At 72.7% G+C, this 21,457-nt stretch carries 23 protein-coding genes; 10 read left to right on the top strand and 13 right to left on the bottom strand.

From position 1 onward, the window contains the following. Positions 1-38: 38 nt before the first annotated feature. The 4 genes from ACPA54_RS07080 to ACPA54_RS07065 all read left to right on the top strand — a co-directional run bounded on the left by ACPA54_RS07080 (position 39) and on the right by ACPA54_RS07065 (position 4,882). Positions 39-3,428 carry a DEAD/DEAH box helicase gene (locus ACPA54_RS07080; RefSeq protein ID WP_423527802.1) on the top strand — a complete coding sequence of 1,130 codons (3,390 nt, stop codon included), beginning with the start codon at positions 39-41 and terminating at the stop codon, positions 3,426-3,428. Further along, a complete protein-coding gene (locus tag ACPA54_RS07075; RefSeq protein ID WP_423527801.1) occupies positions 3,425-3,631 on the top strand; it encodes a hypothetical protein in 207 nt (68 codons plus the stop codon). Before ACPA54_RS07080 ends, ACPA54_RS07075 begins: the two co-directional genes overlap by 4 nt. A 72-nt stretch (positions 3,632-3,703) precedes the next feature. Further along, positions 3,704-4,264 (top strand): GNAT family N-acetyltransferase, encoded by a 561-nt coding sequence (locus ACPA54_RS07070; RefSeq protein ID WP_423527800.1) that lies wholly within the window; start codon positions 3,704-3,706, stop codon positions 4,262-4,264. Between the two features lie 150 nt (positions 4,265-4,414). After that, on the top strand, positions 4,415-4,882 hold the full coding sequence (locus ACPA54_RS07065) for a hypothetical protein (RefSeq protein WP_423527799.1): 468 nt from the start codon (positions 4,415-4,417) through the stop codon (positions 4,880-4,882). Positions 4,883-4,971: 89 nt separating this feature from the next. On the opposite strand, the gene ACPA54_RS07060 is transcribed toward ACPA54_RS07065, so the two are convergent. Continuing rightward, complete coding sequence (locus ACPA54_RS07060; protein ID WP_423527842.1) at positions 4,972-5,370, bottom strand: nitroreductase family deazaflavin-dependent oxidoreductase; 399 nt, start codon at positions 5,368-5,370, stop codon at positions 4,972-4,974. A 469-nt stretch (positions 5,371-5,839) separates the two neighbouring features. Here ACPA54_RS07060 and ACPA54_RS07055 point away from each other — a divergent pair, with 469 nt between their 5' ends. Both ACPA54_RS07055 and ACPA54_RS07050 read left to right on the top strand, forming a co-directional pair. Further along, positions 5,840-6,559, top strand: coding sequence for a TetR/AcrR family transcriptional regulator (locus tag ACPA54_RS07055; RefSeq protein ID WP_423527798.1), 720 nt, complete (start codon positions 5,840-5,842; stop codon positions 6,557-6,559). 84 nt (positions 6,560-6,643) lie between these two features. Then, a complete protein-coding gene (locus ACPA54_RS07050; RefSeq protein WP_423527797.1) occupies positions 6,644-7,177 on the top strand; it encodes a GNAT family N-acetyltransferase in 534 nt (177 codons plus the stop codon). Between the two features lie 141 nt (positions 7,178-7,318). Here ACPA54_RS07050 and ACPA54_RS07045 read toward each other — a convergent pair whose 3' ends face one another. Both ACPA54_RS07045 and ACPA54_RS07040 read right to left on the bottom strand, forming a co-directional pair. Continuing rightward, the gene (locus ACPA54_RS07045; RefSeq protein ID WP_423527796.1) at positions 7,319-8,245 is read right to left on the bottom strand and encodes an LLM class F420-dependent oxidoreductase; all 927 of its coding nucleotides are present in this window, start codon (positions 8,243-8,245) and stop codon (positions 7,319-7,321) included. A gap of 107 nt (positions 8,246-8,352) precedes the next feature. Next, positions 8,353-9,129, bottom strand: a complete 777-nt coding sequence (locus ACPA54_RS07040; RefSeq protein WP_423527795.1) for a DJ-1/PfpI family protein — start codon at positions 9,127-9,129, stop codon at positions 8,353-8,355. A 113-nt stretch (positions 9,130-9,242) separates the two neighbouring features. Here ACPA54_RS07040 and ACPA54_RS07035 point away from each other — a divergent pair, with 113 nt between their 5' ends. Further along, positions 9,243-10,307: a GlxA family transcriptional regulator gene (locus tag ACPA54_RS07035; protein ID WP_423527794.1), complete on the top strand. Its 1,065-nt coding sequence runs from the start codon at positions 9,243-9,245 to the stop codon at positions 10,305-10,307. Between the two features lie 26 nt (positions 10,308-10,333). Here ACPA54_RS07035 and ACPA54_RS07030 read toward each other — a convergent pair whose 3' ends face one another. The 4 genes from ACPA54_RS07030 to ACPA54_RS07015 form a co-directional block, all read right to left on the bottom strand. After that, positions 10,334-11,302 carry a tyrosine-protein phosphatase gene (locus ACPA54_RS07030; protein ID WP_423527793.1) on the bottom strand — a complete coding sequence of 323 codons (969 nt, stop codon included), beginning with the start codon at positions 11,300-11,302 and terminating at the stop codon, positions 10,334-10,336. A 99-nt stretch (positions 11,303-11,401) separates the two neighbouring features. Continuing rightward, positions 11,402-12,352 (bottom strand): glutamate ABC transporter substrate-binding protein, encoded by a 951-nt coding sequence (locus tag ACPA54_RS07025; RefSeq protein ID WP_423527792.1) that lies wholly within the window; start codon positions 12,350-12,352, stop codon positions 11,402-11,404. A 376-nt stretch (positions 12,353-12,728) separates the two neighbouring features. After that, complete coding sequence (locus ACPA54_RS07020) at positions 12,729-13,841, bottom strand: baeRF3 domain-containing protein (protein ID WP_423527791.1); 1,113 nt, start codon at positions 13,839-13,841, stop codon at positions 12,729-12,731. A gap of 157 nt (positions 13,842-13,998) precedes the next feature. After that, positions 13,999-14,463, bottom strand: coding sequence for a MarR family winged helix-turn-helix transcriptional regulator (locus ACPA54_RS07015; protein ID WP_423527790.1), 465 nt, complete (start codon positions 14,461-14,463; stop codon positions 13,999-14,001). 114 nt (positions 14,464-14,577) lie between these two features. Between ACPA54_RS07015 and ACPA54_RS07010 the strand changes: the two genes are divergently transcribed. After that, positions 14,578-15,192: a GTP cyclohydrolase II gene (locus ACPA54_RS07010; RefSeq protein WP_423527789.1), complete on the top strand. Its 615-nt coding sequence runs from the start codon at positions 14,578-14,580 to the stop codon at positions 15,190-15,192. Positions 15,193-15,214: 22 nt separating this feature from the next. Then, positions 15,215-16,012: a dioxygenase family protein gene (locus ACPA54_RS07005; protein WP_423527841.1), complete on the top strand. Its 798-nt coding sequence runs from the start codon at positions 15,215-15,217 to the stop codon at positions 16,010-16,012. A 97-nt stretch (positions 16,013-16,109) separates the two neighbouring features. On the opposite strand, the gene ACPA54_RS07000 is transcribed toward ACPA54_RS07005, so the two are convergent. From ACPA54_RS07000 to ACPA54_RS06990, 3 genes are all read right to left on the bottom strand, one after another. Next, positions 16,110-17,183, bottom strand: a complete 1,074-nt coding sequence (locus tag ACPA54_RS07000; RefSeq protein ID WP_423527788.1) for a TIGR03617 family F420-dependent LLM class oxidoreductase — start codon at positions 17,181-17,183, stop codon at positions 16,110-16,112. Positions 17,184-17,290: 107 nt separating this feature from the next. Continuing rightward, the gene (locus tag ACPA54_RS06995; RefSeq protein WP_423527787.1) at positions 17,291-17,911 is read right to left on the bottom strand and encodes a hypothetical protein; all 621 of its coding nucleotides are present in this window, start codon (positions 17,909-17,911) and stop codon (positions 17,291-17,293) included. Between the two features lie 183 nt (positions 17,912-18,094). Then, a complete protein-coding gene (locus tag ACPA54_RS06990) occupies positions 18,095-18,991 on the bottom strand; it encodes a LysR family transcriptional regulator (RefSeq protein ID WP_423527786.1) in 897 nt (298 codons plus the stop codon). A gap of 146 nt (positions 18,992-19,137) precedes the next feature. Between ACPA54_RS06990 and ACPA54_RS06985 the strand changes: the two genes are divergently transcribed. Then, entirely contained in the window at positions 19,138-19,503 is a 366-nt protein-coding gene (locus ACPA54_RS06985) for a YybH family protein (protein WP_423527785.1), read from the top strand. A gap of 30 nt (positions 19,504-19,533) precedes the next feature. On the opposite strand, the gene ACPA54_RS06980 is transcribed toward ACPA54_RS06985, so the two are convergent. The 3 genes from ACPA54_RS06980 to ACPA54_RS06970 are packed head-to-tail and all read right to left on the bottom strand — an operon-like array spanning position 19,534 to position 21,429. Then, on the bottom strand, positions 19,534-20,298 hold the full coding sequence (locus tag ACPA54_RS06980; protein WP_423527784.1) for an HAD family hydrolase: 765 nt from the start codon (positions 20,296-20,298) through the stop codon (positions 19,534-19,536). A gap of 1 nt (position 20,299) precedes the next feature. After that, positions 20,300-20,836, bottom strand: a complete 537-nt coding sequence (locus tag ACPA54_RS06975; protein ID WP_423527783.1) for a GNAT family N-acetyltransferase — start codon at positions 20,834-20,836, stop codon at positions 20,300-20,302. Next, the gene (locus ACPA54_RS06970; protein ID WP_423527782.1) at positions 20,833-21,429 is read right to left on the bottom strand and encodes a helix-turn-helix domain-containing protein; all 597 of its coding nucleotides are present in this window, start codon (positions 21,427-21,429) and stop codon (positions 20,833-20,835) included. The genes ACPA54_RS06975 and ACPA54_RS06970 overlap by 4 nt, the downstream gene beginning before the upstream one ends. Between the last annotated feature and the right edge of the window lie 28 nt (positions 21,430-21,457).

Here is a 21,457-nt window from a genome sequence, read left to right as displayed (position 1 = left end):
GTACCGGCATGGTTTGACGTACGACGAGAGGGCTCCACGTGTTCGTGCTGCACGCGCTCTGGCGCGCGGACCGGACACTCGCGGTCTGGGGCGAAGACGCCCGGCCGACGGACGAGCCCGACACCGCACCCCTGCCCCGCCCGGTTCCCCCGTTCGATCCGGCCGCCTCGGCGGCCGCCCGCGCAGCCGATGCCCCGGTCACCAACCCCGCCGGGGCATCCGGCATGTCCGCAGCGGCAGCCGTGCACCCGTACGTGTGCGGCGTTCCGGTCCTCACCGGACTCCTCGCCGGCGTCGGGTCCGGCCTCGCGTGGCTGGTCGCCCAGGCCGATACCGGGGCCGCGGTACTGTGGCTGCCGACGTTCGGCGGGACGCTGCCGCAGCCGTCGCCGGAACTTCCCGGACCGCCGGTGCGCGGGCCGCGACCCGACCTGGCGTTTGCGTCCTGGACCGTGCCCGCACTGGTGTTCGACGCCGATCAGGCGGCGCAACTCCTCGGCGCGTTGTTCGAACCCCGGCACGCGGCGCTGCGCACCGAGCTGGCGGGTGTCGGCGCCGTCGATGTCCCGTACGGGGCGTCCCTGCGGTGGCTCACGGCCGTGCACGACCTGGCCTGGCGGATGGTCGGGCGCGGGCATGTGCTGCCGGGGGTGCGGGTCGACGGAGCGGCGTGCTCCTCGGGGGCCGCGGGGGAGGCCGCTGCCGGCCACCGGTCGGAGGCCGCGGCCTACGCGCGGTGGTCTCCGGCGCCGAACGAGGACGAGCACGAGCTGATGCGCGACCTCGCGGCGGCGTGCCCGCCGGTGTGCCGGGCGGAAGACGCCGGTCGGCCGCCGACGCCGACGGCATTGCTCGCGGATCTGCTGGACGCCCTGGTGGACCGGGAGGTCCGGGCCGTGCTCGACGGCGGTGGCACGATTCACGGGTTCGGTTCGCCGGACTCCCGACGGGTCGTCCCGCGGGCCGCCGTACCCGGCGAGCAGTGGCTGGCCGCGCTCGCCGCCCCCTCCGGCCGGTTCGCGCTCGCCCCCGACGCGGCCGCGTCCCTCGCCGACGCCGTCGCGGCCTGGCACGCCACCGAAATCGGAACGGTACGCCCCCTCCGCACCTGCTTCCGCCTCGTCGAACCGCTCGGCCCCGACCCGGCCGACCTCCTGGGCCGCCCCACCGACGACAACTGGCGCCTGGACATCCTCGTCCAAGCACCCGACGAGCCCTCGCTCATCGTCGACGCCCGAACCGTGTGGACGGCCGGCCCGGTCCTCGACGCCTTCGAACGCAAGCAGCACCGTCCGCAGGAAGCCCTCCGCACCGACCTCGAACGCGCCGCCCGCATCTGGCCCGCGCTCGCCGAAACCCGCACGCACGCCCGCCCCGCGTCCGTCCCCCTCGACCGGGCCGGCGCCCTGGAATTCCTGCGGGAAGCCGCGCCCGCCCTGGCCGATGCCGGGTTCGGCGTCCTGCTGCCCGCGTGGTGGCGGCGGCCGCCCCGTCTGGGCCTCATGCTGTCCGCGCGGACGACCACACCCGGCGTCGTCACCGGCGGCAGCGTCCTCGACCGCGACGCGGTGGTCGACTTCGGCTGGCGCGCGGCCCTCGGCGACCAGCCGCTCACCGGAGAGGAACTGCGCGAACTCGCGGCTGCCAAACAGCCGCTCGTGCGCTTCCGCGGCCAGTGGATGGAAGCCGACCGGGACGCCATCACCGCCGCACTGAAATTCCTCGACCGCGAACGCACCGGAACCATGGGCGTCGGCGAAGTCGTGCGCATGGCCGTGGACCCCGGCGCGAGCGTGGCCGGGCTGCCGGTCTTCGGGATCGACGCCGACGCGTGGCTGGGCGAGCTGCTGGCGGGGGCGGAGGCGTTCCGCGGGCAAGGTGAGGGACAGGGCGCGGAAGGCAAGGGGAGGCCGACGGGGTTTGTGGCGGAACCGCCCGGGTCTGCCGCCGAACCGCCCGGGTTCGCCGCGGAGCTGCGCCCGTATCAGCGGGACGGCGTGGCGTGGCTGGCGTTCCTGTCCCGGCTCGGGCTCGGGGCGGTGCTGGCCGACGACATGGGGCTGGGGAAAACCGTCCAGACCTTGGCGTTGGTGGCGTCCGAAGCCGCCGAAGCCACCGCTTCCGCGAGGGGGCGCCGGACTCTCGTCGTCTGCCCCATGTCCCTCGTCGGCAACTGGCTGCGCGAGGCCCGGCGGTTCACGCCCGGCCTGCGGGTGCACGTGCACCACGGCGCCACGCGCACCGACGACACACATGCGCTGCGGTCGGCCGACATCGTGATCACCACGTACGAGACCGCGCATCGGGACATCGACGCCCTGCGTGACGTCGCCTGGGACCGGATCGTCGCCGACGAGGCCCAGCACATCAAGAACATCGCCACCCGCCAGTCCCAGGCGATCCGTTCGCTGCGCGCCCGGCACCGGATCGCGCTCACCGGCACGCCGATGGAGAACCGGCTGGCCGAACTCCACTCCGTCCTCGACTTCGCCAACCCCGGACTGTTCGGCAGCGCCGAGGACTTCAAAGCCCGCTACGCCATCGCCATCGAACGCAACGGCAGCGAACGCGCCCTCGCCGCGCTGCGCCGCGTCACCGCTCCGTTCCTGCTGCGGCGGCGCAAGACCGACCCGGCGATCGCGCGGGACCTCCCGGACAAGCAGGAGATCACCGTCCGGTGCACGCTCACGCCGGAACAGGCCGGGCTGTACCAGGCGGTCGTGGGCGACATGCTCCACCGCCTGGCGAACACTCCGGCGATCGAGCGCCAGGGCCTGATGCTGGCGACGCTCGGCAAGCTCAAGCAGATCTGCAACCACCCGGCGCAGTTCCTCAAGGAGCCGGACGGCCTGACGCGCATTGCCGGGCGTTCCGGCAAGGTCGAACGGCTCGTCGACACCCTGGAGGAAGCGATCGCGGAGGGCGACAAGACCCTCGTCTTCACGCAGTACGCGGCGTTCGGACGCCTGATCTCCGCACACGTCGCCGAACGACTCGACACCGAAGTGCTGTTCCTGCACGGCGGAGTGAGCGGCCGGCAGCGGGTGCACCTCGTGGACCGCTTTCAAGACCCGGACGGGCCAAGCGTGTTCGTCCTGTCGCTCAAGGCGGGCGGCACTGGCCTCAACCTGACCGCCGCGACGCAGGTCATCCACATCGACCGGTGGTGGAACCCGGCGGTGGAGGACCAGGCCACCGATCGGGCGCACCGGATCGGACAGCAACAGGCCGTACAGGTAAGAAAGTTCGTGTGCGCGGGGACGGTGGAGGAACACGTCGACACGCTGATCGCGGGCAAGCGGGTGCTGGCGGATGCGGTGATCGGGGACGGCGGCGGGTCGGACGGCTCGGGGAGCGGGTGGCTGACCGGTTGGTCGGCCGAGGCGCTGCGGGAACTGGTGGCGCTGCGCGACGAGGAGGCGACATGAGCGGACTCCCGGGTGACGGGGAGACGGGCGACCTGTCCCTCGCCGACTTCTGGGGCGGGGGCCCGGTACCGCTTGCGCCCGACGAACCGCCGGGCGTGCCCGATCCGGCGTACGCCCGATTTGCCCCGCTGCCGCGCGCCATTCGCGGACGGATTTCGGCCGATTGGCTGCGGTCCGCGTACCAGGCCATGACCTCCCGGTGAGTCATCCCGGTAGGCAAGGCAGGATTTTCCCCGCGGCCCGCGCACGTGGCGGGCCGGAACCAAAGGAGTGTCATGTCCGCCGAGTCCGTCCGCATCCGGCCGGTCCACTACGACGACCTCGAGGCCGTCACCGCGATCTACGCCCACTACGTGGCCAATAGCGTCGCCACCTTCGACGAGGTGGCACCCGGCGTGGACATGTGGGCGGCAAAGGCCGACGACCTCGGCGCACGCGGACTGCCGTTCCTGGTCGCGGAGGACGACTGGCGAGTGGTGGGCTTCGCCTATGCCGGACCGTGGCGTCCCAAGCCGGCCTACCGGCACACCGTCGAGGACACCATCTACCTGTCGCCCGACCACAAGGGGAAGGGCATCGGGCGCACGCTGCTGTCCACACTGCTGCCGCTCTGCGCCGACGCCGGGATCCGGCGGGTCCTGGCGGTCATCGCGGACGGGGACGACGATTCCTCGGTCCGGCTCCACAAGTCCTTCGGCTTCACGGAGGCGGGACGGCTGACGGAGGTCGGCTTCAAGTTCGGACGGTGGCTGGACACGGTGATCTACCAGACGGAGCTGGCGCCCCGGCAGGTGGAGGAGGCGCCGGCGGGGGTCGAGGCGTTTCCCGAGGATTGAGCCGTCGACCGGCTTGGGTGGCCACGCCATGAGGTTCCCGGGCACCATCCCGCTGCTCATGCGACCCGTGTTTCGTCCGGCCTTGACGCCGGGCAATCCCGCACCTCGCGACCACGCCGACGCCTGGGGCCGATGCGATAGCGTGCGGCCGTGAGCCTTGAAGACGCTGCCCGCAGGTTGGCGGACGAACAGCGGAACAAGAACGCCGCCGCGGCGACGGCTGCGGAGGCGCGCCAGGCACGCGCGGCCACGCCGACGCCCGAGGGCCTGGAGTTCGTGGCCTTCTGCCGCAACCACGGGGTGGCTCCGGTGCCGATCAACGGCTACCGGCAGAAGCGCTGGAGCGGCAAGACCGTCACGACGGTCGTGGGGCACGGCTGGCCACTCGACGTCTGGGACGGCGATTCACGCGGGGGTCTGTACCTGGGCGTCCGGGAGGACGGCACCGTCGTCACCCTGACCGGCCACGGTCCGTTCACCCTCGGCGCCCCTGTGGATCCGACGGATCTTCCCCGGTGGGCCGTCCTGACGCACCCTTCGCTTGCGGACCTCCTCGCGAGGGCGGCGGGCAACATCTTGATCAAGAAGGAGAACGGCACGCTGCGCCCGCCGTTCTAGCACCGGGGCGTGCCGCGGGCCGCCCTCCGCCCCGGATGCGCGCGGCGGCGCAGTGCCGCGGCGGGTGAGGTGCCCCGCTGATTTCCGCCTCAGCTCGCGTCGGCGAGCACGACACGGAACACCGGGTAGCCCGGGGCGATCCGCCGCAGTTCCTCGTCGGAGGCGTCCGGGCCGACGCCGTCGAAGAACACGCCGACCTCCATTTTCCAGGTGCGCAGGTAGGCGCGGAGCAGGTCGGGCTTCTCGTCGTCGGGCAGCTCCACGTACGTGAACGCCTCCGCGCGCTTGCCCAGGCGCAGCTCGCCGTCGCCGGCCGCGCGCAAGTTCCGCACCCACTGCGTGACGCCGCGCGGTGCGACGAGGTACAGCTCGCCCCCGTACGTCAGCGGGTTGACCGGCGTGGTCCGCCACTCGCCCGACGTGCGGCCGCGCACCGCGAGGACCCGGCTGCCGCGGACGCTCATGCCTCGCCGGGTCAGCCACGCCATCACCACGTTGAACACCCGGGTGGGACGGCCGGGGCGGAGGTAGCGGGGGGTGGGGGAGCCGGTGGCGGGAGCGTTGGGTGCAGCCGCGTTGCCGGTGGTCGTGTCGCCCGCAACCACTCCGCCCGCAGCCGCGCCGCCCACGGCCGCAACACCCGTGTCGGCGGCGCCCGTCCCCGCGGCTTCCGCCATCTCTCCGGCCGTCACCACTCCGTCCGTGAACCCGTCGTCACGCCCGCCCGTCGTCATCTCGCCCCGCTCGCTCGTCGCGTTCCGCTCGGTCGTCGCCGTCTGCTCGCGCATCGTGTTTCTCCCCTTCGTTGGCGCCGGCCCGGTCCTCGACGGCCGGTCCGGTCGCACTTTCCGAGAGCACTGCTCTCGTCTGAGAACAGCATGCACGCATTCACCCCGCCAACGCAAGAGCAGTGCTCTCGTAATTGTTCGGCGTTCTCGAAACTGTCAGGATGGCCTCATGAACGCCTCCCGAACCGCCCGCGACCGGGCCCGCGCCGAGTTGACCCGTGAGATCAAGGAAGCCGCCCGGCGTCAGCTCGCCGTCGAAGGAGCCCAGCGGCTTTCGCTCCGGGCGGTCGCGCGCGAGCTGGGCATGGTGTCGTCCGCGCTCTACCGCTACTTCCCGAGCCGCGACGACCTGCTCACCCAGCTGATCATCGACGCGTACGAGGGCATTGCCGACGCCGCGGATGCCGCCGTGGCCGACATCCCCGCTGCCGACGAGCGCGGGCGCTGGCGCGCCGTCGCCAACGCGGCCCGCGACTGGGCGCGCGGTCACCCGCACGAGTTCGGGCTCGTGTACGGCACCCCCGTTCCGGGCTACCAGGCCCCGGCCGACACCGTCACGTCGGCGAGCCGTATTCCGATCGCGCTGCTGACCGTGGTCCGCGACGCGCACGAGAACCGGCGGCTCGCCGTCCCGGACCTCGATCTCGCTCCCGAACTCGCCGCGCAGGCACAGGCGGTGGCCGAGCTGACCGGTCTCGACGTGCCGCCCGCGGCGATGACCCGGGCCGTGGTGGCGTGGACGCAGCTCTTCGGCATGATCAGTTTCGAACTGTTCGGGCAGCTCGTCGGCAGCATGGATCCCGCCGACGCGTTCTTCGCCGAAGCGGTCGAACGCATGGCGGACTTCGTGGGGCTGCGCGATGCGGACGATTCCCACTCCACCGGCTGACCCGCGAAATGAACGGAACCCGGTGGACGTTGCGGTACACCGGATGATCAACTGACGCCGTCACCCCACCCCGGGAGCCGCCGCATGACCCTGAGCCGGATACCGCCCGACGCGCTCGACCCCACCTCCGTACCGGTGTTCGAGGTGCGCCACCTGGCGATCACCCACCCGTCGGCGGAACCGCTGCTCCGCGAACTCGCGGACGAGTACGGCACCCGCTACGGACCGCTCGCCGGCGAGGAAATGCGGCGCTTCCCCGCTCACGAGTTCGATCCCCCGGACGGGGCCTTCCTCCTGGTGTTCGAAGACGGCGAAGCCGTCGCCGGCGGCGCTTTCCGCCGCTACGACGCAGACACCGCCGAACTCAAGCGCATCTGGACCCACTCCGCGCACCGGCGCCGCGGACTGGCCCGCCGCGTCCTCGACGAACTCGAACGCACTGCACGCGAACGCGGCTACGCCAAGGTCACGCTGACCACCGGCCCCCGCCAACCGGAAGCGAAAGCGCTCTACCTCGCGACGGGCTACACGGCCCTGCCCGACGTCGTGGAGACCGGCTCCGACGGCGCGAAGTTCCACCTGCTGGCCTTCGAGAAGACGCTGACCGGGGCGGCCTGACGCGTCGACGGCCGCCCGGAACCCGTTACCGCCCGCGGGCACCCGACCGCGGGCACCCGACCCTGGGCACCCGACCCTGGGGCACGCGGCACAAAGACCGTCCCGAGGGCGCCAGGCGCGCCCCCGGGACCCGAAGACGCCTCACCCCACCTGCGGCATGACCTCCGACGCGATCAGCTCCAGATGGTCCAGGTCGGACAAGTCGAGGATCTGCAGGTAGATCCGCGTCGACCCGAGTTCCGCGAAGCGGCCGATCTTGTCGACGACCTCGGCCGGGCTGCCCGCGAGGCCGTTGCCGCGCAGCTCGTCGGGCTCGCGCTTGATGGCGGCGGCGCGGCGGGCGACCTCGGCCTCGGTACGGCCGACGCAGGCGACCAGCGCGTTCGAGAACACCATGCTGTCCTCGGCGCGTCCGGCGGTGCGCATGGCCTCGCGGACCCAGCCGAATTCGCGTTCGGCTTCGTCGAGAGTCGAGAACGGCGTGTTGAACTCGTCGGCGAACCGGGCCGCGAGGGCGGGCGTCCGGGTCCGGCCGTGGCCGCCCACGAGCACCGGCGGATGCGGGTGCTGCACGGGCTTGGGCAGCGCGGGCGAGTCGGTAAGCGTGTAGTAAGTGCCCGCGTGGTCGAACGTCTTGCCGACCGGCGTGTCCCACAGTCCGGTAACGATCTCCAGCTGCTCTTCGAGCCGGGCGAACTTCTCCTTCGGGAACGGGATGCCGTACGCGTTGTGCTCTTCCGCGTACCAGCCCGCCCCGAGCCCCAGTTCCACCCGGCCGCCGGACATCGCGTCCACCTGCGCGACCTGGATCGCGAGGACGCCCGGCAGCCGGAACGTCGCCGCGGTCATCAGCGTTCCGAGCCGGATCCGCTTGGTCTCGCGGGCGAGCCCGGCCAGCGTGATCCACGCGTCGGTCGGACCGGGCAGCCCGTCCGCGTCGCCCATGTGCAGGTAGTGGTCGGACCGGAAGAACGCGTCGTAGCCGAGGTCTTCGGCGGCCTTCGCGACCGTCAGGAGGGTGTCGTAGGTCGCGCCTTGCTGGGGTTCGGTGAAGATGCGAAGTTGCATGCCGATCATTCTCGCCCACGCGACGGCGTATCCCGGGATGCGGACGCCGGGATACGACCATCGGCTGCCCGAATACGGCGATCACACGAGATCGCCCGCGACCGCCGTCAGGCGGTGCCCAGCAGCTTCCCCATCACCTCCGGAGCCCCCGCCAACGCCGCCCGGATCTGCGCCTCGGCGAACGGACGGTACGCGTCGACGTCCACCGCGGCCCAGTCCACCGGCCCCTGCGGCGGCTGCGGGTCGTACTCGAGGAACAACTGCACCTGCCGGGCGACCGCCGCCCCGGCCTCGCGCTCGACGACGTACAGCGCCATGTCGATGCCCGCCGACACCCCGGCCGCGGTCACCACCGGACCGTCCTCCACCCACCGCTCCGCGACCGGCGTCGCACCGAACGCCGGCAGCCGGTCACGGAACACCCAGTGCGTCGTGGCCTTGCGCCCCGCCAGCAGCCCGGCCTCGCCGAGCAGCAGCGCACCCGTGCACACCGACGCCGTGAGCGACGCCGTCGCCGCCGCCCGGCGCACGTAGCCGATCAACTCGGCGTCGGTCAGTGCCGCCAACGTGGGCTCCTCGCCGCCGGGCACCACCAGCACGTCGGGGGAGGGGACTTCGGCGAACGTCCGGTCCGGATGGACGCGCAGCGCCGCATCCGTCCCCATCGGCCCGGCCTCGGCCGCCACCACCACGACCTCGTACGGCAACCCCAGCCGCGGCAACGCCGCCAGCACCTGCAGCGGCCCCACCAAGTCGAGCAACGTCATCCCGGGATACGCCACGAACGCGATGGTCCGCACGTGCGCGCCGGCACCCGCACCCGCACCCGCGCCGGTATCGGCAGAACCGGAACCGGACCCGGCATCAGAACCAGAAGAAGTCATGCCCCCACCGTGCCCACCCCCGCGCCGGGCCGCCCCGGCGATGTCCGGGATCCTGTGATCCCTGTCTCCCGGCCCCCACGCCACCGGCGCCCCACCCCCGCTACCGTCCCCCCATGCCCGCCCGCCGCCCCGCCGCACCCGCACCGGTACCCGCGCTCGCGCCTGCCGTGCCCGCGCCCGCTCCCCGCGAGCGCCGCGTCGTCCTGATCGGCTACGACGGCGCGGCGCTGCTCGACATCGCCTGTCCGGTCGAGGCGTTCGACGCGGCGAACGTGCTCGGCGCGGATCCGCCGTACCGGGTCGAACTGGCGTCGCTCGGCGGCCGCCCGGTCCGGTGTGCGAGCGGGTTCACGCTGGCCGCGCACCTTGCCCTCGAAGACGTCACCGGACGCGTCGACACGCTGCTCGTCGCGGGCGGCCACGGCCACGACGAGGCCGCCGCCATCGGCCCGTTGCTCCGGCAACTGCGACGCCTTGCGCCGGCGTGCCGCCGGGTGTCGTCGGTGTGCACGGGGGCGACCGTCCTCGCGGCCGCCGGGCTGTTGGACGGGCGGCGCGCCACCACACACTGGGCGTGGGCCGCCGACCTCGCCCGCAACTACCCGGCCGTGCGGGTCGATCCGGCGCCGCTCTACATCCGCGACGGATCCGTCTACACGGCCGCCGGCGTCACCAGCGCGATCGACCTCGCGCTCGCGTTCGTCGAGGAGGACCACGGCGCCGACCTCGCCCGCAGTGTGGCGCGCGGGCTCGTCACGTACCTCCAACGCCCCGGAAACCAGGCGCAGGTCAGTCTGTTCCTGGCCGCGCCGCCGCCCGAGCATCCGCTGGTCCGCCGACTTGCCGCGCACATCGCGGGCAATCCGGCCGCCGACCTCGCGCCCGCCGCGTTGGCCGCGATCGCGGGGGTCAGCACACGGCATCTCACCCGGCTGTTCGCGGCGCAGCTCGGGACGACGCCCGCGCGGTACGTGCGGAGCGTACGCACCGAAACCGCCGGGCACTGGCTGACGTCGACGGGCTTGCCGCTGTCCGCGGTCGCCCGGCGCAGCGGCTTCGGCAGCACCGAGACGCTGCGCCAGGCGTTCGTGGAGTACTACGGGATCGCACCGTCGGCTTACCGCCGGCTGCATCGCGCCGGAAGCCGGACGTCACCGGAGACGGTCGCTCCCGCATGAGCCGACGGTTGGTCGATCCCTGCCTCTCAGTCCAACAACCGCGCCCGCAAGTGCCCCACCGTGCTCGGCGACAGTCCCAGCCCCGTGCGGATGTAGTTCTCGACCGAGCCGTAAGCGCCGCGCATCGTGGCCAGCGATTCCTCGATGTACTCGGGGCTCTGCTCCATCAGCGGGCGGATGAGCGCCGGGTCGATACCGCGCGACGAAAGGAAGGCGTACGTGGCTTCGTTGGACGCCTTGCGGTACTCGTTCGACAGCATGTAGTCCGCGATGATCGTCTCGTCCGGTACGTCCAGCGCGGTCAGTACCAGGGCGCTCATCCAGCCGGTGCGGTCCTTGCCCGCCGTGCAGTGGTACAGCAGCGGCGTCTCGTCCTTCGACGCGATGCGGCGCAGCGTGTCGCCGAACCCGGCGCGGCCCGGTTCCGAGGTGACCATCGACCGCTGCCCGTCCATCATCAGCGCGGCGGCCTTGCCGTTGCCGAGCAGTTCGTCGAGGTACGCCAGGTCGCCGGTCGCCAGCGCACGCCCGATGGCCTCGGCCATCGTCGCGCCCGCCGCGTCCAGCACCGGGTTCAGGACGAGCGCCGCGCCGGCCGGTATGCGGTCGGAGCCGTCCTTGGCGATCTCCGGAGCGCCGCGGAAGTCGACCACGGTGCGGATGCCGAGGCCGCGCAGCGTGCCGAGGTCGCCGTCGGTCACCTTGTTGAGCGCGTCGGCGCGGAACACCCGGCCCCAGCGCAGGGTACGGCCGTGTGCGGTGCGGTAGCCGCCGAGGTCCCGGACGTTGACCGCGCCGCTCAGCGCGATGTGCCGGACCCCGCCTCCGCCGGGCCGGGCGGCGACGGCGCTGCCGCTGCCTTCGGCCGCTTGGGCGCGCGTCCCCGGCAGCACGGCAGCCGCGAACGCCCCCGCCATTCCCGCAGCGAACAGCCGGCGGCCTACCGGCCGCGCGGCCGCCCCGTTTTCCGGCATGCCGAACTGGCCCGAAACCATGCTTCCTCCGATGGTCGGCGACACGAGTCACCCGGTGTACCAGGTATGTCCAACGATCGGAATCGACACTTCCGGACAGCGGCGGCCCGGACGAGCGCGCTAACCCTTGTAGGACGCGGCCGGTGGCCCCTGTCCGGGCACGTGGCCCTTGATCCACGTGTCGTAGATCTGCTGCCACGTGCCGTTGCCCTTGATCCGTTCCAAGTGCGCGTTGAGGAAGCGGACGAAGTCCTCGTGCCCCTTCGGCACGCCGAAGCCCTGGTACTCCACGGTGCTCGCGGTGCCCACGATCTTCGTCTGCGGGTCCTGCACGGCAAGCCCGGCCAGCAGGCCCTGATACGTGGTGGCCGCGGCGACCTCGCCGCGCTGCATCGCGACCAGGCAGTCGGCGCGGTCGGTGACGCCGTACGCGATCGGCTTGGGCGTCACGTCCGTTTCGAGTATCCGCTGGATCAGCGTCGACCCGACCGAAGCGCACACTTTCTGCCCGCCCAGGTCCTCGAGGCGTGTCGCGGCCGAGTTCACCGGCACGAGCAGCATCTGGCTGTCCGTGTAGTACGGGCCGGTGAAGTCGGCGTCCTTGCGCCGGTCGCAGGTGATGGACAGCGTGTCCACGACCAGGTCGACCTGGCCGTCCTTGAGTACCTGCATGCGCTGTGCCGGGGTCACGACCTGGAACCGGATCTTCTCGGGATCGCCGAATATGGCCTTCGCGACCTCGCGCGCCATCGCGATGTCGAAGCCTTCGAGCACCCCCGTGGACGGGTTCGGCGCGGCGAAGTACTGGGTGGCCTGGTCGACCCCGACCTTCAGCCACCCGCGTGACTGGATCGCGGCCAGCGTGCCGCCAGCGGGCATCCGGCCCGGCGACGGCAGCGTGCTCGGCGTGAGGCTTTGCCGCACGTCGCAGTCGGGTGCGGGTGCGGGTGCGGTGTACGGCACGACCGACCCGACCGGATTCGGCACCCGCGGCACCGCGGCGGGCAGGACCGGCCCGACGTCCGTCGACGCGGCACACCCCGAGCCGGTCAGCACCGCGGCGAGAGTCACTGCGACACCCAGCCGGCGGCCCGTGCGGCCGGCCGCCGGCCCCGCCTCCGACCGGACCGCCCCGCGGCCGTTCTTCGCCTGCACACCCCTACGGCGGCTCCGTTGCCGCCGCACGCCGAACCGTTCCACCACGCCCCCTCGCACACCCCGCCCCGCGGGCCCCATTGTCCGCGCGGACGGCAGCAGGTTTGCAGGTGGGAGGGGTGATGTATAGCGCGGGGGCCGGAATCGAGGGGGGTCCCTCGCGGCTGTCCGGACCCCGGAACGCGGCAGGCCGCCGGAGCGGATCCGGCGGCCTGCCGTTCACGCGGTTCCGCTGGCGCTTTGCGGCGTCCGTGCGGCGTGTGCGTGGCGTCTGCGTGGCGTTCTTGCGGGGTCAGAAGCGCAGCGTGGCGGCGATGTGCCCGCGTTCCGCGAGTTCGCCGTCCGGGACGAAGTACACCTGGGCGCCGCGGTCGAGCGCGCGCTCGGCGATGTCGTCCACGATGTCGTCGACGACCGGGAAGCCGTTCGACGGGGTGCCGTCCGGCACCGGCAGCAGATGGTTTTCGGTCACCTGCACGGTCTCGCGGTAGCCGTCCTCGATGACGAGCGTGTCGACTCGGCCTTCGAGGACCGCCCGCCACACCTCGTCCAGGCCGCTGGTCATCGCCCGGCGGCCGGTCGCGGCGTCGATCCGCTGCGCCAGGTCGCCGATCTGCTTGGTGCGGTACGCCTCGCGGGCCGGTTCGATCTCCGCGGCGAGGGTGTGCGGCGGGCCCTGGGTGAGGCCGCCCTTGGGCACGCGTCCGGCCTCGGTGTGGTGGTTCGTGCGGACCTCGTCGAGGACGGCGAGGACCGGCGGAAGGCCGACCAGGTAGAACGGGCGCGGGTGGCGGCCCAGCAGGGCGTTGAGCTTGGTGTCGATCTCGCGCATGAACTGGTGGGTGCGCTCGTCGGTGTAGACGCTGGGGAAGTTGCCGACGCGTTCCTGGTGTTCGACGTCCCAGTCGAGGTCGTCGATCTTGTGCGGGAAGCCTTCGAGGGAGACCTGCTCGACGCGGTCGTTCGTGCCGCCCCACAGCGTCGCGTGGTCGATCGCCAGCGCCAGCACCCAGTACGGCTCGTTCTGCGCGCGAGCCGCCACCAGGTTGCGGGTGAGGTAGGTGTCGGAGAAGACGACGCGTTCCGGGACCTCGCGCGGCAGGGACCACACTTCGTGCTCGCCGGGGGAGGCCAGGATGACCAGGCCGTCGAGCGAGTGCACCAGGTCGACCTCGCCGAGCGCCTGGTCGAGTTGCGCGGCCACGTCGAAGCGGGCGTCGCGCGGTACGTCGGGATCGGACTCCAGTCGACGCTTCGCCTCGGTCACCATGTTCCGCAGCCGGATCGGGTCCTGGGTGTTGTCCGGTTCGGTGCGGTGGGTCGGCATGAGGAGCGACACGGCGGGAAAGGGGCGCACCTTGCGCAGGTCGGCAAGGGTCGCGCTGGTCAGATCCGTCAGCTTCATGGCTGCCTCTCGGTCGATCCCGGGCCTGTCGGCCCGTGGGCGAACCCCCCGAGGTGTTCCTTCCAGGGTGTCCGAGCCGGGGCTCGCCCGCATGTCCGGCGGGGCCGGTATTTCGGCCGGTCGCGCGGGCGGGTGACCGGGCGGGGCGGGCGCCGGGTCAGGTGCCGGGGGACTGGAAGCGGCGGGCGACGGTGCCGAGGGCGTCGGCCAGGCAGGCGAGCTGGGCGGGGGTCAGCACGTCGACCAGGGCGTCGCGGACGGCGGCGACGTGTCCGGGGGCGGCGTTGCCGAGGCGTTCGCGGCCCGCGTCGGTGAGCACGGCGAACACGCTGCGGTCGTCCGTCGGGCAGCCGCGGCGGGCGACCAGGCCGAGTTTCTCCAGCTGACCGACCTGGTAGGTGAGGCCGCTTTTCGTGGTGAGCAGGGCGTTGGCCAGGTCGGTCATGCGCAGGGAGCCGTCGGGGGTGTCGGCGAGGCGGACGAGGATCTCGTACTGCGGATGGGACAGCCCGGCGTCGGTCTTGAGCTGCTGTTCGACCTGGCGGTTGACCAGGGCGCCCGCGGCAAGGAAGGCATACCAGGCGTGCTTTTCCTCGTCGTTCAGCCACCGCGGTTCGCGCATGCCGTCCATGGTAAGGGCCGGTCCGCAAGTCATTCAAATTTGAACGATGTGCGAGTGGCGGGTAGTGTCGCCGCAGGGTGGTTCAAATTTGAACCACGGAACGGAGAGATGGCCATGCACGCACCCGCAACCGTGCGCACCCGGGTCACCATCCCGCTGCGGTTCGCCGACGGGTACCGCGTCGACGCCGAGGCGGTCACCTTCCACGGCCTGGTCGACGGGCTCGAACACGTCGCCCTCGTGCTCGGCACGCCCGCGCCGGGGGACACCCCGCTGGTCCGCCTGCACTCGGAATGCCTGACCGGCGACGCGTTCGGCTCCGCCCGGTGCGACTGCGGGCCGCAGCTGCGCGAAGCCGTCGAACGCATCGCCACCGCCGGCGGCGTCCTGCTGTACCTGCGGCAGGAGGGGCGCGGCATCGGGCTCTACAACAAGATCGACGCGTATGCGCTGCAGGACGGCGGCCTCGACACCTACGCCGCCAACACCGCCCTGGGGCTGCCGGAAGACGCGCGCGACTACGCCGCGGCGGCCCAGATGCTCGGCGCGCTCGGGCTCGGCGGCGTCGACCTGCTCAGCAACAACCCCGACAAGGCGGCCCAGCTGCGCGGCTACGGCGTCGACGTGCGGGAGACCCGGGCCACCGGGGTATTCGCGTCGGGCAGCAACCTGCGCTACCTGCGCGCCAAGGTCGAGCACACGGGGCACACGATCGAATTGGCCAGTTGAGGGGAGCGTGCGTGCCGTGAACATGTCCGACGTGGAGGTGCCCGCCGTGAAGATGCCCGCCGTTTACCTCAGCCACGGTGCGCCGCCGCTCGCCGACGACGACCTGTGGCCCGGTCAGCTCGCCGCGTGGTCCGCCGACCTGCCGCGGCCTGCGTCGGTCCTGATGGTGTCGGCGCACTGGGAGGACGCGCCGGTCACACTGGGCGCGACCCGCACCGTGCCGCTCGTCTACGACTTCGGCGGCTTCCCGCCCAAGTACTACCAGGTGACCTACCCGGCCCCCGGCGCGCCCGACCTGGCCGAGCGGGTGCGCGGCCTGCTGGCCGCCCCGGGACGCCCGGTCCACGACGCGCCGGAGCGGGGGCTGGACCACGGAGCCTACGTGCCGCTCAAGGAGATGTATCCGGACGCCGCCGTCCCCGTGCTCCAGATGTCGATGCCGTCGCTCGACCCCCGGGAACTGTTCGCCCTCGGCCGCCGCCTGGCGCCGCTGCGCGACGAAGGAGTCCTGATCGTCGGCAGCGGCTTCTTCACCCACAACCTGCGCGGCCTGACGTGGGGCGCCGGACCCGACGAAGCCCCGGGCTGGTCCCGCGAGTTCGACGCATGGGGGAACGAGGCCCTGGCCGCCCACGACCTCGACGCGTTCCTCGACTTCCAGCACGCCGCCCCCGCCGCGCGCGTCGCCCACCCGCGCACCGAGCACTTCGCCCCGCTGTTCGTCACCCTGGGCGCGGGCGAAGCGGACTTCGGCACGGCCCGCACGACGATCGACGGCTTCTGGGGCGGCCTCGCGAAGCGGTCGGTGCAGATCGGGTGACGGGACCCCGGTGAAACCGCGCGTCTGAGCCGGCGGAGAACGCGTCCGCAGCGCATCGCGAATGCGGGTGGTGCCCAGGCGGAGTCGAAAGGACGGCCTAGAAGGCGTCCAGGACCTCCGTGACGCACGTCGGGTCCGTGGCGCCGGGGAGGTAGAAGCCGAGGCGGTCGGCGCGGGCCAGGCGGGCGCGGTCGGTGAGGGTGGCGGCGACGTCCTTGGGGGTCCCGACGGCGACGACGCGGTGCAGGAGGGTGTCGTCGACGGCGGCCGGGATGTCGGACCAGCGGCCGGCCCGGATCAGGGCGTGGACTTCGGGTTGGAGGTCGCCGTAGCCCTCGGCTTCCAGGACGGGGCGGTAGGCGGGGGTGGAGGCGTAGAACGCGACCATGGCGCGGGCGGCCTGGGTGGCGGCGGCGAGTTCGGGTTCGGTGCGGCCGGCGGCGACGATGACGTCGAGGACGAGGGCGAACTCGTCGCGGGTGCGCGCGGCTCGGTCGAGGCCTGCGGTGACGGCGGGGAGCAGCCGTTCGGTGAGGTAGGCGTCGGTGTTGAGGGGGTGGACGAGCAGGCCGTCGGCGGAGCGTGCGACGGCTTCGAGCATGCGCGGGCCCACGCCGCCGGCGAGGAGCGGGGGGATGCCGTAGGGGTTCGGCGGCGGCGACAGGGTCGGCGGCATGAGGGTGAGGTCGAAGAAGTCGCCGTGGAAGTCCAGGGGTTCGCGGGTCTGCCAGCAGGTCAGGACGGCGCGTACCGCCTCGATCGTCTCCGCCATGCGGGCGGCGGGGCGTGACCAGCTGGCGCCGTAGCGGCGTTCGATGTGCGCCTTGATCTGGCTGCCGAGGCCGAGGCGGAACCGCCCGCCGGAGGCGGCGTGCAAGTCGTACGCGGCGTGCGCCAAGTGGACCGGGCTGCGGGGGAACGCGATCGCGACGTTGGTCATGATGTCGAGACCGGCGGCGGCCGCGGGTACGAGGGGGAGGAAGACGTCGCCGGGGCCTTCGAACGTGAACACGCCGTCGAAGCCCGCGTCGGCCAGTTCCCGGGCCCGGTCGCCGGCTTGTGCCAACGGGGCGTCGAGGAGGGTGTCGACGGGGATGCGGGTGGGCGGTGTTGTGCCGCCTGTCGCGTTCGGTCGGGCGGCGGTCGGTGCGGGGGGTGTGCGCGGATCCACGGAGTCTCTCCCGGGTGAGGGCGTGATTCCGTAGGCATAGGGCACCGGACGCGCGGGATCAAGGTGAACAGGCGTGCAGCCGGGGTTCTCCGTGCTCCGTGCCGGCCTCAGCCCGCCCGCTTCGGCAGCGCTCTGGCCGTCTGGCGGTGGGTGGCGTAGGCGATCACGGCGACCAGGAGCGGGAGGCCGGGCAGCATGACCCAGAGGAGGGCGTGGGAGGCGGTGCGCACCGGCGTCATCGAGGCGCCCGCGTAGGCGATCATCGGGCCCGCGGGGGAGTCGGTGCGGATCGCGACGATGCGGAAGGGCTCCGTGTGCGTGATGTCGCCGGTGAGCCGCTCGGGAGCGCTGAACGGGACCTCGACCGTCACGGCGACGCTGCGGCGGTCCGCGGGCGGCGCGTACGCGGCGACGGGGCCGTGGCCGGCGAGGTTGTCGCTGGCGGTCAGGACGCGGCCGTCGGCGGTCGTCACCTGGACGAGGCTGCCGTCGCCGAGCGGGATCAGCCCGGTGAGCGGCATGCGGCCGTCGGCGACGTCGCGGGCGACGGCTTCGGCCCGGCTGCGGGCGACCGACTCCGCTTGAGCGGCCAGCCCGGTCCGCACGGCGACCAGCAGGAGCGAACCGGCGAGGACGAGCGCCAGCGCCGCGACGAGGGATACGAGCGCGGCCGCGCGGGCGGGCGCGGAGCCGTCGACAAGCAGCACGCGGCGCAGCCGCTCACGCATCGGGAGCCCCCGGGGTCGGCCTGTCTGGCCATGGACACATGGGAGATAGCGTGACATATCGGGCGTGTGGGGGCGCGGTGGTCTCGGGCGTGTGGGTGAGGTGGGAGGGGGAGGGTGTGAGGGTGACCGGGCGGAGGCTGTGCCGTGGGGGCGGTGTTCCGGCCGAGTCCGCGGTTCGGCCGGCTAGCTGTCTGAGCGCTCCGCCTCCAGTCGCGCCCGTGCGGCTGTCACGAAGGCCCGTCCTGCCGGGCCGCTCGGGCCGTCCGCGCGCCAGGCGAACACCAGGCGGCCGCTGAGGGGCGGGCGTTCGATGCGGACGGCGGTCAGCTCGTCCGGTCGGAGCGTGGCCACGATCTCGGGCAGGATCGCCACGCCCAGGCCCTTGGCGGCGAGGTTGGCGAGCGTGCCCGGGTCGCCGGCCTCGAAGGCGATGTGCGGGCGGAATCCCGCCGCGCCGCACGCGTCGTCGAGGAGCCGCCGGATGCCGGTGCCGCGCGGGAGGCTGATCAGCGGGCGGCCGCGCAGGGTGTCGAGGGAGATGGCGGTGTGCGGGGCGAGTTCGTGGTCGTGGGCGACCGCGGCGACCACCGGCTGCTCGTCGACGACGACGAGCGCGATGCCGTCGGGTGCCTCGCGCCCGATGCTGGCCACCGCGGCGTCGAGCCGGCCGTTGCGCAGGGCGTCCAGCAGGTTGTCGGTGTCGTCCTCCGAAAGGGTGATCTCCACGGCGGGGTGGCGCTGGTGGAACTCGGCGAGCATGCCCGGGAGATCGACCTTGTGCGAGGTGACCGCGCCGACGGCGACGTGGCCGCGCAGGAGCCCGGTCAGCTCGTCCACGGCGAGGCGGGCGCCGTCCACGGCGGCCAAGGCCGCGCGCGCGTACGGGAGGACGGCGGCGCCGACTTCGGTCAGCGTCACCTGCCGTCCGGAGCGGTCGAGGAGTTCCTGGCCGAGTTCGCGTTCGAGCCGTTTGATCTGCGCGCTGACGCCGGGCTGGGCCACGTGCACACGCTCGGCGGCGCGGGTGAAGTTGCGTTCCTCGGCGACGGCGACGAAGTACTCAAGCTGCCGGAGTTCCATAACTGTTGATTCTAGTGGTGAGACTTACCATCTCTTGGACTTATGGCCGGTGGGACGCGAGAGTGGAACCACGGCGAGCGCGGCACCGGAAAGCGCCCCGGACCGCGCCGCGGCACCATCCGAATCGCATCCCCCAGGAGCCCGCCATGACCGAGAACCTTGCCGTCGCGACCACCCCCGAAGACCTCGCGCGGCTGTTCGTCGAACGCGTGAACGCCCGCGACGCGGACGGCGTTGCCGCGCTGTACGCGCCGGACGCCGTGATGGCCTACCCGGCGGGGTCCGTGACCGTCGGCCGCGACGCGATCCGCGCCGTCGTCGAGAAGCTGATCGCCTACGCCCCGCTGCCTTTCGCGGTCGAGCCACCGCTGCCGACGGTGCGGCACGGAGACCTCGCGCTGACCTCGACGCGCGCGGCGGACGGAACCGGCGGGCGGGTGCAGGTCGCCCAGCGTCAGGGGGACGGAACGTGGCTGCGGATCATCGACCGGCCGGAGGTGCCGGTGGAGTGAGGGCCGACCGCGGTCTCCGGTGCCGAGCCTTCAGTCCTCGGCGCCGGAGACCGTGCGGATCGCCGCGAGTACGGCAGCGGTGTCCGCGAGATCGGGCAGGACGGCGTGCGCGCCGGCGGCGGCCAGTACGGCGGCGTCGGCGCGTCCCGTTGCCACGGCGACCACCGACGCGCCACCGGCCAGCGCGGCCGACACGTCGTGCACGGTGTCGCCGATCACCACCGTGCGGCGCCCGCCGAAGTCGGTGCGGTACGCGGCCGCGGCACGACTGCGGGCGAGCGGGACGAGCCGCTCCCGGTCTCGGTGGTCGTCGCCGTAGGCCCCCACCGCCAAGTCGATGTCCGGCCCGGCCAGGCCGACCGCGGCCAATTTGAGGTGCGTCGTAGCGTGAAGGTTGCCGGTCAGCACGCTTTGTACGACGTGCCGGGCGGTCGCCAGTGCCCGGACCGCACCTGCGGCACCTGGCAACGGGCGTGCATCGCGCAGGAGTTCGTGGTGCCGTCGGAGGAACGCCGGGAGCAGTTCGGCCATGATGCCCCGGACGGCCTCGTCCGTCGGCTCGAGGCCGTGCAGACGCAGCGTCTCTTGCGTGATGTGCAGGTCGGTGCGCCCAGCCATGTCCGCCAGGTGCACCAGCTCACGGCCGGTCACGTGCACGAAAGCGTCGGCGTATGCGCCGCGGCTGACCGGGCCCGCGCTGAGCAGGGTGTGGTCGATGTCCCACAGGACGAGGAGCCGCCGCGAGTCCGAGGATGGGCGGTCGCCGGACCGGTGCGTTGCGGAGAGTGCCGCCACGTCAGTCCTCGGCCCCGGCCAACTGCTTGTAGAAGAACGTGCAGTCCCGCAGCGTCCCGTGGGCGTCCTGCGCGAAGTCCGGGACGATGCCGAAGGCCGTCCAGCCTGCCGAGCGGTACAGCACATCCGCCGGGCTGCCCGTCTCCGTGTCGAGGATCAGGAGCGTGCGGCCGTGGGCCAAAGACTGGTCCTCCGCGTGGCTCAGCAGGCGGCTGGCGATGCCGCGGTCGCGGGCCTTGCTGTGGACCATCAGCTTGACCAGGTCCGCGCGGTGCCGGCCGTTCGGCCACGGGCTCAGCACGAGGCTCACCGTCCCCACCGGGACTCCGTCGGACTCGGCGAGCCAGACCAGGAACGTGCCGGCGGCGACGTCGCCGGCGCGGGTGTGCCACCACGCTTCGGCGTCCGCCGGGGCGAGCGGGGCGGCGAAGCCGAGGGAGGCACCGCCGTCCACCGCGTCCACCAGCAGCGCGGCGAGGTGCGGGACGCGGGCGGTGAAGTCCGCTTCGGTCACCGGGAGGATCGACAGGCCGGTCACGGCATCACACCCGCAATCAGGTAGCGCACCGGATCCGGGCCCGGGCAGCGGTATTCGGACGTCCCCCAGAGCCGGAACCGCAGGCAGTCCCCGGCATTCAGGGTGTAGGAGCTTCCGTCGAGGGTGATCTCCACGGAGCCTTCCAGCACCCACACGTGGTGCTCCAACCCGGCGACGGGCGGACCGTCGTAGACGATGTCCGCGCCGGGCCGGAGCACGCCTTCGATGAGGTCGGCGCGCAGCCCCGGGTGCGGCGGCGACACGGAGCGCCGGACGAAGCCGGTGGTCTTGTCGCGCCACACCGGCTGGTCGTCGGCGCGCAGCAGCTCGGCCGCCGCGGCGTCGGATTCGACCTCGGCTATCAGGCGGGACAGCGGTGTGCCGTAGGCGGCGCACAGCTTGCCCAGCAGGGCTGCCGTCGGGCTGATCTCCGCGCGCTCCAGCCGGGACAGCGTCGAGCGGCTCACCCCCGTGCGGCGGGCGAGGTCCTCCAGTGACCAGCCGCGTTCGACCCGCATTGCGGCGATGCGCAGCGCGAGCCGGTCGTCGAGCGACGCGGCCGGGGGAGGAGACGAACCGGCGGGGCTTCTCATATCCGGGATGCTATCCCGGATCTGGGAT

The organism is Uniformispora flossi (assembly GCF_049534875.1).
GTDB classification, from domain to species: Bacteria; Actinomycetota; Actinomycetes; order Streptomycetales; family Streptomycetaceae; genus Yinghuangia; species Yinghuangia aomiensis.
This window is presented reverse-complemented; position numbering and strand designations above follow the sequence as displayed.